The 14,790-nt window shown below is 47.5% G+C and carries 10 protein-coding genes; 2 read left to right on the top strand and 8 right to left on the bottom strand.

Annotation, left to right across the window (positions count from 1 at the left end; translation table 11 throughout):
• Positions 1–172: 172 nt before the first annotated feature.
• From C4F51_RS09850 to C4F51_RS09830, 5 genes are all read right to left on the bottom strand, one after another.
• The gene (locus tag C4F51_RS09850) at positions 173–1,504 is read right to left on the bottom strand and encodes a hypothetical protein (RefSeq protein ID WP_193909398.1); all 1,332 of its coding nucleotides are present in this window, start codon (positions 1,502–1,504) and stop codon (positions 173–175) included.
• Positions 1,505–1,810, bottom strand: coding sequence for a hypothetical protein (locus tag C4F51_RS09845; RefSeq protein ID WP_193909397.1), 306 nt, complete (start codon positions 1,808–1,810; stop codon positions 1,505–1,507).
• A 260-nt stretch (positions 1,811–2,070) separates the two neighbouring features.
• Positions 2,071–2,739 carry a hypothetical protein gene (locus tag C4F51_RS09840; RefSeq protein ID WP_193909396.1) on the bottom strand — a complete coding sequence of 223 codons (669 nt, stop codon included), beginning with the start codon at positions 2,737–2,739 and terminating at the stop codon, positions 2,071–2,073.
• A gap of 88 nt (positions 2,740–2,827) precedes the next feature.
• Positions 2,828–3,757 (bottom strand): ATP-binding protein, encoded by a 930-nt coding sequence (locus C4F51_RS09835; protein WP_193909395.1) that lies wholly within the window; start codon positions 3,755–3,757, stop codon positions 2,828–2,830.
• Positions 3,754–5,073 (bottom strand): hypothetical protein, encoded by a 1,320-nt coding sequence (locus C4F51_RS09830; protein WP_193909394.1) that lies wholly within the window; start codon positions 5,071–5,073, stop codon positions 3,754–3,756. Before C4F51_RS09830 ends, C4F51_RS09835 begins: the two co-directional genes overlap by 4 nt.
• A 462-nt stretch (positions 5,074–5,535) precedes the next feature.
• Here C4F51_RS09830 and C4F51_RS09820 point away from each other — a divergent pair.
• Together C4F51_RS09820 and C4F51_RS09815 are read left to right on the top strand one after the other, a co-directional pair.
• Positions 5,536–6,671 (top strand): IS3 family transposase gene (locus C4F51_RS09820; protein WP_202987589.1). Its coding sequence is split into 2 segments (ribosomal slippage): positions 5,536–5,779 and positions 5,779–6,671, totalling 1,137 coding nucleotides; the frame shifts between segments, so codons are not numbered across the junction.
• Positions 6,672–6,739: 68 nt separating this feature from the next.
• Positions 6,740–7,411, top strand: coding sequence for a hypothetical protein (locus C4F51_RS09815; protein ID WP_193909393.1), 672 nt, complete (start codon positions 6,740–6,742; stop codon positions 7,409–7,411).
• Positions 7,412–7,448: 37 nt separating this feature from the next.
• Here C4F51_RS09815 and C4F51_RS09810 read toward each other — a convergent pair whose 3' ends face one another.
• From C4F51_RS09810 to C4F51_RS09800, 3 genes are all read right to left on the bottom strand, one after another.
• Positions 7,449–10,529, bottom strand: coding sequence for an AAA family ATPase (locus C4F51_RS09810; protein ID WP_193909392.1), 3,081 nt, complete (start codon positions 10,527–10,529; stop codon positions 7,449–7,451).
• Entirely contained in the window at positions 10,526–12,076 is a 1,551-nt protein-coding gene (locus C4F51_RS09805) for a hypothetical protein (RefSeq protein ID WP_202987663.1), read from the bottom strand. Before C4F51_RS09805 ends, C4F51_RS09810 begins: the two co-directional genes overlap by 4 nt.
• 675 nt (positions 12,077–12,751) lie before the next feature.
• On the bottom strand, positions 12,752–14,374 hold the full coding sequence (locus C4F51_RS09800; protein WP_193909391.1) for a tyrosine-type recombinase/integrase: 1,623 nt from the start codon (positions 14,372–14,374) through the stop codon (positions 12,752–12,754).
• Positions 14,375–14,790: the final 416 nt, after the last annotated feature.

Below are 14,790 nucleotides of genomic sequence, written 5' to 3'. Positions count from 1 at the left end.
TTAACGATAGATTTGACCACATGGTAGTGTGCATAAAAAAACGATCCAATCAATGCAACTAATTATCGGGCAAACTCTGAGATGGGATAGAAAGCTTAGTTGTATATATTTTCTAAAAACCTCGATCTATCATTTTTGATGGGACACCGCCCCTGGAATCAGATTTTAGAATCTAAGGGGCTTTTAAAGTCATGAAATCATTGGAGTAAACCCTTACATAATTAGACACCAAATATTCTTTTGGGATCATCTCGCCAATTCCAATAAGAGATTCGGGTACAATAGCTGTAAAAGCCTCCCCATCATTATCCCTGTAAATCCCTATTGGAATACGTCTTTGAGAGCTACAATAGGAAACCTCACGATCTGTTCCAACTTTACAATTTCCCAGCAACTTGAAACTTTCCTGAGATTCGATCATCTCCAAGAAATATATATAGGTCATCCACAACTCAAACTGATAAATCAATTTTTTTATCTGAGGGGGGATAGAGTAAAGAGCTGCTCCTTTCTTTACCGACAGGCATACGTATGGAATTGGTTTGTATGGTGGGCGACAGCCGAAACGTCCTGCATAGTATCTCATCAAGAATTTTCCTGAGAAATATCCGCTCTTTTTTACTAAAATCCTCCATAATCTGTAAGCAATGCAACCGGAGCATCTTTTTCGATAGGTCGGTGTGCGCTGTTGACAATTGCAGCGTGTTTTTAGAAAGCCCTCAATGTTCTTACCAATTAAATTGATGCTCTCGTCGGACGCCCAACCTAACAGTTTGGGATCAGGTTTTGAGGGTATCGTTGACAGCTCAACCGCCTCTTCGGTAACGCTTTTACAGGGGAATAGAGTAACACCCCATATTTCCAGATGCTGTCTGTAACAACTTTTCCATGCTGAAACAAGAGATGGGAGCAGCGGATGAGTTCGGTGGGAAAGCTCCCACTGTTCATCATAGCTCGGAAAACTGTAATCATGCGTTGGAATGCCGAATTGAGCAAAGGAGATAATCTCTTTCAAGATTTCGATATTTTTATAGCTTTCACTTCTGCCGAGAGCGTCATTTTTAATAAGGGTCGAGAACGAAAAACAGGTTCCACAAATAGGGCAATCATTTGTGGCTACAATGTTATTCCAAGAACCGCCACAATGAGGGCAGGTTTCTAACAGTTCTTCATGAGGGTGTTCAGGGCACCGGCAAAGCCAGCTGATATTATCATACAAAGGAGAATGGAAAATTTTTGAGGCGCATATCCTGCAATTACGCTTTATTCTATACATGAAGTCAGAATACTGAAATCTGTCTTTTTCTCGTATCTTAATTACCTCCCAAAATGCGCTCGCCGTATCTAAATGCCCTAGTTTTCTGTCACTAATTTCAAGAAAATTCCGCATCAAGGCCTGCCGCAAAGAAGCCTTTTTGGTCATTTGATTAGCAATTAGGAAAGACCTGTATACGTTCGGGTAGCTTTGATCTGGTTTCCATAAAGCTTTACCTAGAACAAGCATTTATATAAATCCATCATATTTTTTTGGAAAAACAACCAGAAGCTTTCCTTGCTCCCAGTGAATAAGCATACAGTCAACAAGGGACTCCTTGGAGGGTTGGTGCGAGCATGGTTGCACTAAATTTCGACGTCCTTCCCTATTAATTGCCTCTAATTTTAATGATTGGAAATGATCTACAAGCTTGTTAAAGAAAAACATTAAATCCAGTTGGTAAATCTGGTTTCGCAGATCAAGAGGAATTAATATTTTTTCATTGTGATCGCAATCTGAATGTACTTCAGCATCAGTTCCAATAACGGTATTCATGTAGTGCATGGGTTGTGGGATCAAAGGAGAAGTCAGTCCCGTGCTCTCGTGAAAATATCGGGATTTAATCCTCTTGTTTCTAAACCTGTCACAGTCATTTATGAATGCAAGCCAATATGTGTAGGAGTAGAGATAACAATTCGTAGTGAGGTCAATTCCAATATACTCGAGATGAGAAATCGACTGATTTTCTCTAAAATTGTGAGTTTTCTTAGCTGTTTTTAGTATGTATGCCGCCACATTTTTCCGTAAATTTTCATCTATTTTTCCAGTCTAACTGGATCGCCAAGAATTTTTTCTTCGTCTGGCGAAGCTCGATCGGAAAAACAACGTGACACCATTGGTTGTAACGGAGTGGAGAGACTGTCCAGTTTGCAACTGGTTTGAGGGTACAGCGTCGTAAAAGCACTTGCAAACCAATAGTCAGATATTTTTAACTGATCGTACTTCTCATTCGAACTATGATGATGTAGCGAAAAAAGGCGCACCTGTAACCGCCTCATGTAGAATCGTTCCATCATGGATAAGAAATGTAACAGAGAATATTCATGCGTGTGGCTCGGCTGGTCCTTCAAACTCAAATTAATGGCACCACAGACTTTGCAGTTGCGGCGAGCCAGCTCAATCATATTTGGCCAAGGTTTTAAGCATGCGGGACATGTGTCGGACAAAGGCATTCTATGGATGGGACAATTAGCCAGCCACCGCCACTCGAATATGGCAGAGTGGTAACCTTCTTTGGCACAGTTTGGGCAATTACGGATGATGGCATCATGAGCTATTTTTCCCGGATGACGGTAAGATAACCCATTCACTTCACAGAATTTTTCCTGATGGTATTCTACTAATTTTACCAAATAGCCAGGACGGGGGCGCAATTTTTTTTCAATTTTCTGGCGCAAGGTCTTCATGATAGTTGTTTTCGTCATACAGCAGTTGCTTATTAAAAAACAACGGAATCGACTGTAACTACTATCCAGAGGTTTGCTAAGAGCGAGGCCAGTGTTCAACATAATATCACTCAATGGACCGAAGATTCGGCCTGATGCCACTTGCAGCCATGCTTTTTTCTATCATAGTTAGAATGGTGTTTTCATCGTTATTCCAGTAATGCGCCAAGTAATCCATCAATAGAATACTTACAGTTCGCTGAAAATAGGTCATGCCCCAGGATTTCAGATTTAAAGGTTTTGCATATTGTTTATCATAAGTTGTCCATATTGTTTCTGCGAGGTCAACAAGAGATACTCCTTCCTTACGCATTTGAGGACAAAAGTGGTCGACGATTGAGATCTTTTTTTTATCATCTATCCAGTGTCGATCGAAAAATGTCAGGCAAGTTTTTAGCTCATCCAGCGTCCTGATACCGTAAAATCGGTGTATGTTGTGAAAAAATCGCTCGCGTAAATACTGGTTCTCCTCATCAAGCAGGATTTTAGCCAATGGTTTGAATTTCTGAGTGTTAGCTATAAAGATAACCATCAAACGATTTTTCACTCTGTCCTGATCGTTGAACAGTTCGGCAAATACAGACAACTGGTTTAAGCTCAGTTCTTGAGCTTCATCAACTAGCAACATTACCTGGCGACGCCTGTTAATCATTGCTGCTTCTGCAAATGCATGGAACAGGAAGGTTTGTAATTCATCTGAGGTTGTAGTTTTTCTTATGTCTTCGGCACCTAGTGTGCTTGCTATACGAAAGTACACCGCCCGAATTGTCGTCTTGTCACGGGGGCCGAAGCTGATGTGGTAAATTCGCATCTGCTCGCTGTCGGCCGTAGGCATACTATCGCCCAAGCAGCGAGTTGCCCACGACTTTCCAAGTCGTGCATCTCCAACTATCACACCGCCAGTGAAGCCGCACCAGGCCCATTTATGCAGAGTGTCATGAAGAACACTAATCATTGGTGTCGTAATAAAAAGATCATTCGCATCAATATGCATCATTCAGGCCTCCGTTTTACAACCATGTTGGGTGACCAGTCAGGAATTGCATCTGGTTTGATCGAAGCCGACTCAGTTTTTTTAATTGGTGAGAGCGGAGCTTCTATCGGTCTGTTATTTGGCGAGAGCATCTGTGGATAGTCACCAAATTCACGACTGACTCGAACCAGTTCAAGTGCTGAAGTTGGCAATGTACGGCGGCAGAGTAGATAATCAAAATAGCTTCCGAACGGATCGTCACTTTGTATGGCCTTAATTTTTATCAGATTCATGATTTTCTTGCGAGTCGATAGCCCATGAGGAAATCGTTGCCAATTGCGTGGAGCTCGCAGCGTGCCTAGATGCTCGCCCTTCAAATTGAATGCCTCAAGTAGCCGTAAATCAGATCTGTCAAATTCAATGCGAATTTTCACTCCTTGTTTAACAGCAGATAGAACTCCGGCGGCTTCGTATGAGAGGTATGCAAAGTTCACCCACGGTCGGCGACGCTCTTTACGTGAAAAATGAACGGGTACCACTCTACTATCTTTCATCGGGTTGATATTTTCCACGGCGCAAGTAGGACGTAGTGGTATCCAATGATTAGCCATTTGATGGCGCATCAGATCAATAGGTGCGACGCCGCCAAGATTACCTAATGGTTTCTGATTGAGATGAGCCATGTGAAGGTGGATGGCTTCTTCCAATACCTTGATGGAGATAAGTGGGGCTTTTTTCGCGTGCTGTTCCGGTTCTTTAAGCGGATCTACAGGGCTGCTACCAGTTGTACTGGGAATACGATGAATAGTGAGATTTAAATTTTTAAAAGCGCCCTCAATGAGAACGCGTGCCAACGGATATTTCGGAAAGCCCAAGTTGAAGGTGGCACCAAGTTGATCACAAACGTAGTCACGTACGGCTATAGCTCTATGTATCATGGCATTGTCAAATCGGATAACACCATAAGCTGGACGGATGAAACTTCGTCCTAGCGCAGTTGGCATAGCTTCTCTAGGAGGGTAGGTTAGCCCCGGAGCTGTCAATGTAAGATTCTGCCATGCCCGAGTAAGGGCTGCGAATAGTGCAAGTAGATCGTCTTTTGACGGTGTCCCTAGCACAAGAACTACTGCAAGAATTGCAGCGCTCGCAACATCTCTGGCTGAGATCAGAGTTATGCGGGAAACTCGTAAAGGCTCCCATTTGTCATTGATTATGATAACAATAGATCCGTGGCAATCCACTGTATGCTCATCAATTTCAATATCCTGAAATATAACATCCGGTATATTTCGGGGGGTCATTGTGCGCTTTGCTTCCTTAGGGTGAGCAAGCTGGTCCATACTTTCGTGGTAATAACGGCGAACACTCTCATACCCTAAAGAAGAGACATTAAAGGGATAGGTATCCGCTGGCCAATGGGCCTCTCTTAGGTAGCGCAAAAAAGATTTATGAAAGACATATACTCTCAGGTTTTGACCCGACCGAGCATGTTGATCGGAAGACTTCAGCGACCTGTCCAGATAATTTTTTAACCCTGGAACTACATTAAGCAGGTGACTGAAGCTGCACGCACTTCCGCTTGGCTTGGCTAAGGTTCCAAGTTCGGTGACTCTACGGCCTTTGACCAGCCTAACGTAAGGGACAAGTGCAGAAGTAAGATGGACTTCCCAGACTCTAGTGGACACGCCTAAGCTACACAATGGACTTCCCAGACTCTAGTGGACACGCCTAAGCTACACAATGGACTTCCCAGACTCTAGTGGACACGCCTAAGCTACACAACGAGCATAGGAGGAAGTCATATGAGTAATCAACGGTATACCCCGGAATTTAAAGACGAAGCAGTTAAGCAGGTCACCGAACGTGGATATTCCATTGCCGAGGTGGCCCAGCGCCTTGGCGTTTCTACACACAGCCTTTACAAATGGGTCAACGCGGCAGCACCCGATAAATCGGATGTTCAGGAGCGGGAGTTACTGGAGGCAAAACGTGAAATTCTTAAACTCAAATCACAATTGCAACGTACGGAAGAAGAGCGCGATATATTAAAAAAGGCCGCGCGGTACTTTGCCAGCCAGCCCGAGTGAAGTACCAATATATCAACGATCATCAGCACTGCTTTAGCATTCAACTGATGTGTCGGTTGTTTGGAGTAGCACGCAGTGGTTTTTATCAATGGCTCCATAAATCCTCATCCCATCGATCCCTGGAGGATGCTCGATTACTGGTGTTGATTCGTGACTCCTATAACGCAAGTCACGGTATTTATGGCTCACCACGCATTTGTCTCGATTTACGTGAAATCGGTGAGCGTTGTAGTAAGCACCGCGTGGCGAGAATCATGAAAACCCATCAAATCAAGGCTATTCGCGGCTATAAGGCTCCCGGGAAAATTGTTGGGCGTCCATCATTGGTCAGTTCAAATCAGCTCAACCGGGAATTTACAGTCGAACAGCCGGATCATTATTGGGTGACGGATATTACCTATATCAGAACCTGGCAAGGCTGGTTGTATTTGGCGGTTGTAGTGGATCTGTTTTCACGCAAGGTGGTGGGCTGGTCAATGAAGCCTTCGTTGGCCAAAGAGATTGTGCTGGATGCGTTGCTGATGGCTGTTTGGCGCCGCCGTCCTAAACAACGGGTGTTGATACACTCTGACCAAGGCTCACAGTATGGCAGTGATGAGTGGTTGCGCTTTTGCAAGCACCACAATCTTGAGCCCAGTATGAGTCGGCGTGGAAATTGTTGGGATAATGCCGTTGCCGAATCATTTTTTAGCAGCCTGAAAAAGGAACGCATCAAGAAAAGGATTTATAAAACCCGTGAAATGGCGCGGGCAGACGTGTTTGATTATATCGAGATGTTCTACAATCAAACGCGTCGCCATAGTCATCTCGGTGGCGTCAGTCCGGAGGCGTTTGAACGCGCCTCAAAATGAGCTTTGGATTTGTCTATGAAAGGCTGGGAAGTCCAATTTCAGAGGAATTTTCTGCCAGATTCTCTCGCATGATTGAATTAATATCCTCTGTAGTTGCTCCAAAAATCCAGACTGATGATTCAGAAGATTTGCTGTCATCTATAACAGTCTTCTTCCAAGATATGAGGGATTATGATATGCCTCAACTCGAGGCGGAGGTTGCATTTTTACACCTACTCCAAAATCAAGAAGAGTCTATTTTTGATCAAATAGAGGATGCGTTATTGTCAGACAGCACCCATATTAAAAGGGACGCGCTCAGAGCTCTTTCTAGATTATTTCAACTCACTTTTGATGGAAATAGCTCAATACCTTGTAAGGCAATATCAATACTTGAGCAATATATTGCTTGGTGCTCAACATCCTCCATTACTTCAGCTTTTTCAATAATCCCACTAGTCCTCAAAAACTATCCCAATCTTTTTTCTGGAGCATTGGAGCGACGGACACTAAACAGGCTCACTCGAACACTTAGAGACACCAGCCACGACAATTCGGCCAGTAATTTGAATTTTGATGAAAGCTTGGCCATACGTCATAGATCATCTGGCGTGGCCATGAGGTTATGGAATTTTTATTCTCTTCAGAAAAGGAGTGTTCCACCTATTGTGGAGAGTTGGCGGCATCAAGCCCTTTCTCCAGATGAGTTCTCTGAAGTACGGAACCAATGGGTCAATGGTGAAATAAATGTTTTTCCTTAGAAAAAGATGTGATCTGTTTTTTCTAAGACCAAATTAATTATGAAGAACGAGCAAGGTGTAGTTCTTTGAAGTCCGACCCAAGGAATCGAAATTTGTGCCGAAACAATCCTGCGAGTTTGTTGTCTGCCGTAGCGAAGAAAATTTGTCTCGACCCACTGATGGCAAGTTGGCGAAGGTGGTCCAGGAAAGATAGCATATTGATGTCGTCGATGTGCGCTACAGGATCATCGAAAATCAGCACCAGGGGGCCAGATCGGAGGCGTCCATTCATGGCCAGAAACAGCGACAAGGCGAACGCGGCACGCTGCCCCGTGCTCATATGGGATAGTTCAACTTCGGCACCAGTGCTCCTGCGACGAATGACGAGTTTTCCATCAATGACCTTAATTTCAAACTCGTTAGGCATATGGATACTGGCAAAAGTGTGTGCAATCTCCTCTGCATTCTCAGTCAAGATCTGGCTCTCCAACTCGCCTCCGGACCGCTGCTGCGCCAGCGTGTCGAGCACCCCTTCCGCGTCGGCGGCACGCGTAACTTTCGTCTTGTTGGTTTCAATTTTTTTCGTAAGATTTTCAACGATCCTGGTTTCGTCGTTGAAGTCCTTGTCATTGATTCCTTCTTGCGCAACAGCCGTGGTGACCTGGGCGAGCAGCCCATGAATGGCTGCGAGTCTCAACGCAACTTCTTCGGCGCTCGCTTCGGCGCTAACAGCAACGAGTGATGTGAGGATCTGCTGCGCTCCCAAGGCCGCTTCCGCATCGGAGATCAGCTCTTTGACCGATCTGGCGAGTTGACCCGTGTCTCCCAGCGCTTCGATGGACAAGCGCTCGGCCATTGCCTCGCATTCCTGTCTGACGATATCTGAGTCATGTAGCGCCGTCCTTTCAGCGCCTTGCAATTTTTCCATCGTTTCAATGTTATTTGAATAGAGGTGTTGCAGTTCCTCCGTTGGCAACAGTTCTCTGATGCCCGCAGCCAGTAGCTTGCTTGAAAGGTCTTGGGATGACAACCCATCGGACTGCAGTTGCTGAAGCTGCGCCTGGATAGCTTCAAGTACTTGCCGATCATGATCAAGTGCAGATCGTTCTAGGGAGATCTGTTCAAGAACTTTGGCGATAGTGAGTGTCTGTGGGCCATCTGCAGTGAATGCACGCAAGGGATAGAGCAGGGCCAGAACAGCTCGGGCGCCTGCTATCGATTCTCTGGCCGAAGTAATTTCCACTTGCAGCTGGCCGGCGTGCTCCGATGTGCTGACCTCAACATCGGCCATCATCCGGGCAAGCAGTTGACCTTGTTCAAATTCCGTCCGACACAAAGGGCAATGGTCGGGATTGGCTGAGCGTTGCAGTATGTCCTGAGCAGTTCCAACCAAGCGCTGCCTTAGAACGGTCATCACGCTCTGTGTCTTCTCCACAGCTTGAAGTGAGGTTTGCGCAGCGTCGTGCCGCTGCTCATGCTCCCGGATTTCTGCATCGGTCAAGTCAATCGCCTGAGCAACGGAGCTTTCCAGAAACTGCTGGATCGCGCTTGTATCACTGAGATTGGCGACCTTGCTCAACCTCGCAGTTCGCGTGCGAACCTGATCTCTAGCCTCCGATACTTGTTTGACAAGTTTCGGGAAGTTGGCGCGGGCATACGGAAGTAGGGCCTCTATGGCGGCACCGAGTCCCGCTGCTGCCTCTGCAGCGCGCCTTGCGTTGGCTTGAGCCAGTCGTGCGGCTTTAGCACGCTGATCCAAGGCGTCCGCTTTGGTTGCCTCATCTTGAAGGTTCGTTATGAGCCGAAGCACGGATTCGGGCTTGCTATGGAGCACGTTTATCGACGAGTGGCGGACAAGCGCGACGGCAGAATTGGCCTCCTGCAACCCCTCGCGCAATGCTTCAAGTTGCCTCTTATCATTGGGAGGCTGACTCCATCCCAGCCCTTTCAATGCGGCGAGAAGCTCAAGGAACAAGCTGTCTGATAGCTTGGGGGCCGCTTTAATTGCGTTCAGACGACTCTTGGCGGCCAGTTTCAACTGTTCATTGTTAAGCTGGTCGCGTCGTAGGTCCTTAAGTTCGTCCTGCAACTGCTTGAGGACGCGACGAAGCCTATCTGCCAGATTCTCCGCCGTCGCACCCAATACCAAACGAGTGACGTCCGTTCCGATTTGCGCTGAACTGTTCGATACGCTGAGATTCACCGCAGCATCGGTGTCGAGAAAGTTGAACTTGCCGAAACTGTCCTGGATGGTGACCGTCTTCAGTTCTGTCTTGGCATACCAATTGGAATGGCGCGCTCGGAGTCTTGTGGCATCCGTGGTTGAAGATAGCTTGTGTTCAGCTCCGACGAGATCCACAGTGATCGATGTGCTTCCAAGAAATGTGGAGGATCGACGATTCCTTCCGCAGTAGGCGAACTCAATAGCTTCAAGGAGTGAGGTTTTGCCGACTCCGTTGCTGCCGACGATCAAGTTCACTCGGCCAAGTGGATGGTCCTTTTTTTCCGGATGGGTGCGAAAGCCCTTGATGGTCAAGTGCTTGATAAACTGACTCACAGCGGCCTGTTCGGCATCGAGTAAAGCGACGGTCGAAATCGGACGTGGCGCTCCGTCCTTTGTTCCCGCGACGATTCGCCGAACGGCGTCCGGGACGGAGATGTCACTGTCAAGAATGAACGAAAGGCCATGTTGTTCGAGGGTGTTTGACCATGTTGTCGCGAGGTCGATCGGCAGGGCAGTCGGGGGTTCTGACGTTTGTGCGTTAGTCAGCAGACGGAGAACCTCATCCTCTCGGACGACCAGCTTTCTGGCATACTCCCTGTCAGCCTCTACCTTGGCCTTTAGCCGGCCAAATTCTCCCCGCTGAGCTTCTTCATTACTCGTGACAAAGTACAGATAGTGGTTCCATCGCAGATCGGTTGCTACTTCGCTTGAAAAGTACATTGGCGAAAGCACTTCTTCCTGATAGCTTTTGAGCGATTCAGCCGTCATTGCTAGCCGGTCGTTCAGGTCGAAGTAGCGAATCGCATAGTCGCGGGTGCCGAAGCGGTCAATGCCTCGAAAGACACCTGGTCCAACGCCTTCAAGGTCGGGGTAGCGGCTCTTGAGTAACGCCTCAACGCGTTGCGCATCGATCATGATCTGTCCTCTGAGAAATCCACCGGCGATACACTAGCCGGGTTGTCAATGAGATTAGTGCCTTCAGGACCGCGCGTTCCGAAACGGTTGTCGCGACGGAACACGACGCAAAGTCTGTCTTGGGAGCGCACAACAGCGTCACTCAGCTCTTCGGCGCTTTTTCCTGCTTCGCAGGCCTCAGTCACTGCGTAATTAGCCACGGCCGTCCTGAGTTTCTGGTGCATACTCTCGATCGCCCAATCGTTGGCTTGGTCCGAAAGGTAGACTAGGGATGCAGGGCCGCGATCTCCAGTGTCTGGTTCGACATTGCTGTGCGGGGAGTTGCGTTTCCATGAAAGCTTGAAACCGTTTGCCAAATCTTGTACTGGAGACGGCCAAGGCACGTCGCTTTGTGCGAGTCCGATTGCATCGTGTGCACGTTGCAGTCGTTGTAGGCGGTAGGACGACCCTGGTCGATTAAGGTCAGGGTCTTGATGAACCGTCACCCTGCGTATCGATTCCTCACTATTGTCCAGATGGACCGCATCCAGCTCATTAACTGTGTACCAGTATCCCGGAGTCCCACGGGGTCCCATGAGCATCTCAATAGCACGTTCCACCGCGAGCGGGCTGGCCTGGGAGGCGACGTGCAAGTGCCCGGAAATGGCGTTGTATCCCACCAGCGCATCGGAAAATCCGTCGTTGGCAACCGCACCGGGATCCCAACTGTTGCCTGCCGAATTCCAAGAGCAGCGCTCTTCCACTGCAACGAAATTCTTGGGTGCCAGCGCTTGTTCGCCCGGGAAAAACAGTTTCTGCTTCTGTAGTTGAATGACCTGACCTTCGTAGTTCAAGAAGAATGAGTGCCAGCGCTGGGCTAGCAAGCAGTAATAGAGTCCGCCTTGGTGCAGCGCGTCGATGAGGCCATCGTCGGCGCTGAATTTTGCTGGCGGCGCATACCAGGCTGAACCTGCGACATTGTTCCAGTCAACACTTTTACCTACACTTTTCACTTCACGGATGCTCTTGGCCCAGTTCAGGCACAGGAGTTCAACGTGGCTGTTTGTTCCCACTGAACAGAGCCTTGTGCGGTAGGCTGCATAGTCGGTGTGCGCCGGCTTTGGATTCAGCTGAATGTGAATGAGAAGGCAGTTGGTGTGCATATTGTCGATGTGCGGAGTGAAGTCAAAGGCGTCGGAGCAAATGATCGACATCAGACTGATAGAGTTGAAGCCACGATTGAAGGCGTAAACCGTACTACCTAGGCAAAGTGAAGTCTGTTCTACGTCTCTGTAGTCTCGGCACGCTACCGTCTTCAGTTGTGCCAGCAGACACAGCAATGCCTGTCCGTCTTCGTTCTGGGTCCAGAAGACGTAGAGAAGGGGATCTACGTAACGACGTTGTGCAGCTTGCCGAGGATCGAGTGGTTCGCAGTGAAACAGGCATTCACCTGTAGCGTTGTATCGTCGAGCCAAATCCTCGAAATCAGTAGGTGCGATGCTTTCGCAGCCCAGTATCCAGATGGCACCTTGCGGCGGTCGAAGTTTCCCTTCGACGATTTCTTCCACGACAGTCTAGGGAACGCAGTATTCAGGTGCTACTGCAAGGTCGGAATGGCTTCGTGCTGCTGAGGATAGGAATCCGCTGCATAAGGCATGACCTAATGCGGCGTCTGAGTGGCCAACTCTGTACTCATTGGCTTCCACCACTCCAGTTGGTTGAAGTAAGATTGCTCTGTAGGGTTCCCGTGATGGATTTAGAGCTTCTAACTGAATGAGTCTCAATGGGTTCGGTTGCTCGCGCAGAACCGTTTCTACATCTTTGATCATTATCGCCAAGTTACTTCGCTCGCTGTTATTCTTTCAATATAGTCTCATACAGTTTTCTAATTTCAGTAGTTCAACTGGAAGACTGGTTGTTAAATTGGGGGGAGCCACGCAAGAACAAATAGCACTTCCTCTTGGTGACGTCTATTACAGCATCTTACTTGCGATGAGCTAGTAAAAATTTCACACGATAAAGTATTGGTATAAATGCGTTCTGGTAATGTCAATGAGTTCACAGGCAGGGTTATAAGCTGAGTGAATGTTATGGCTTGACCGCCCCTCAACAGCAACCAATGCGTTGGACTGAGTGCCTGGAGCCTTGTAGTAAATAAATTACGTTGCTGGTGACTGTATTTTTTAAAATCCGCAGCAATATGAATGTTTCGGGTTTACTGCAGTTAAATGCAATGTACGCGCTCAGTCATCATTTGGCTGTTCATCATCCGTGCGAAAAAATAAACTTTCAGAAATCCAGTCTTCGCGTTTCTTCACCAATGCGTCATCGCTATCATTGTTGTTGCTATAAATCAGCGTACTTTCAAGTTTCACATGACCAAGAATTTTTTTCAGATGCTGCAGGCTCATACCGTCGAGCGATTGGTGGATAGCCGATGTATGACGCATCCAATGAGCGGAGGCTTTTTCAAGCTGATCTGGATTTACCCCCACTGGAGGATTACCTTCTTTTTCCATACGACGATACAAATCAAGCACCTCGGCCAGCGTCTCTTTTACGATGCCCGCCAACCGCGAAGAGCTGACTGCGGCCGTTCCCGATGAAGACAGAATCAAAGTGCTGTTGTCGTCTTTTGATGGTCGCAATGGCAATAGATTAGTTTCACCATATTTATCACGACGTGCTCCTCGTCTAACCACCGGGAAGGTATTGAGTGTGTGGCGGTATGCTGTGCTCACCTCAATCAGCTCCCGCGTTGCAGGAATAGTGCGGGTTCTGTTGCCTCTGCCTTGAATGCTAACCCAATAGGCGTCTGTCCCGTCGCTTATCGGCCGGATAACGAAGTCACTCATTTTGATAGTGGCCAGCTCGCTAATCCGGACACCTAGCAGATAAAGCGCACGAAATATCATAAGGCGCTGGTTCGCTGATCGAAGTAACTCCAACCGCTTGCGCGGCGTGGTGTTCAAGGGAATACGATCATCGAGACTTTCGATATAGTGATGAACGAACTGCCATGTACCCTGACTGAGTGCTCGGTCGGTCTGGTGTTCATCACTTTGCTTCGAGGCAGAACTCTTTCGAAGCGCCAAAGGGCTACGTTCTATGTAGCCTACGTCCACCCAGAACCGGTACATACTCTTCAAAACTGTCATAGTGAAGTTGGCGGCTTCAGGCTTGAGCGGCCCGTCAAATGGGTACCAATCCTGCGATGTACGGGTTGCATATTTTCCGCCGAGCCTTTTGCCAGTATTCGAATCGTTCATCGAATCATCGTACCAAGCTTTACCTGTGTGTCGGGAAACAGGATCGGCGAGGAAATTTTCGTAAATCCCCACATCTTCAACTGTGAGGCCGCTGAGCGGTTTGACGGCTTCGATCTGAGCCCACCATTGAAATCGCTCAGCCTCTTTTCGATAAGCGCGGGCGGTGTGGATCGACCGGGCACCAGCTGATTTGATCCATGCCTCCATCGCACACTTATCGTCATTCGCCTCTATCGTACAAAGATCAGGTGACTTGGTTCGAAATCGCCCCTGCGAACCGTTCAGAGCTACTGCAACTTGTGAAACCATGTATGCAATCTTTGCCTGCTCCCAATTTGCACTTAACGACATACCACCATCTGAAGGTAGTGGCGTTTCAAATTCAGCATCTGTAGGTATGCCGCTTTTTGGCAATGGAAACATTTTGTCGAGATCAACATCCGGATACCAGAGGGCGAAATACTCATTCAGCATCTCTAATGAAGACAAAATGTTATATTGATTGACTCCATCGACGACGCCTGTAAGTTGCACCAGCCGGCGGTCGACCAATATGTCGTTATCAAGTTTGCTATTGGCAATAATTTTCCGCGACAAACTGATGCTCCTTGATGCTAAGTTGCATCATCAATCCCACACTTGTTAGGCGTACTGTCCTTCAATTAGATATCGCTGTAATTATAGGAAATGAATTCTTTGTCTGTGCGAGATCACTCAAAGTATCTTTTCTAAGATACCTTCAAAAAGGTTTCCAGGTAATTTTTATAAATGAGCGCAGCTAGGAGTTTTGCATGGATAGCAACCTGTTGATTTGTTTTAAATATCTTTTCTACAGATGTGGGACATATCTAGCCTCAGTTATCACCTGTGCGAGTTGGCTGTCAACGCCATTGGGAGACCGTTGCCACTTACCAATCGGACCTATCACGGGACTCTCTTCAATTCATCAAGGAGGCCAGGTAAGCCCTGGTTTCTTTCACTGCCATTATGGCATCCAGGTTGCGCCTGAACGA

This window comes from Cellvibrio polysaccharolyticus, assembly GCF_015182315.1.
Classification (GTDB): Bacteria; Pseudomonadota; Gammaproteobacteria; order Pseudomonadales; family Cellvibrionaceae; genus Cellvibrio; species Cellvibrio polysaccharolyticus.
Note: the sequence above shows the minus strand (reverse complement) of the source record. Positions and strands in the feature narration are given on the sequence as shown.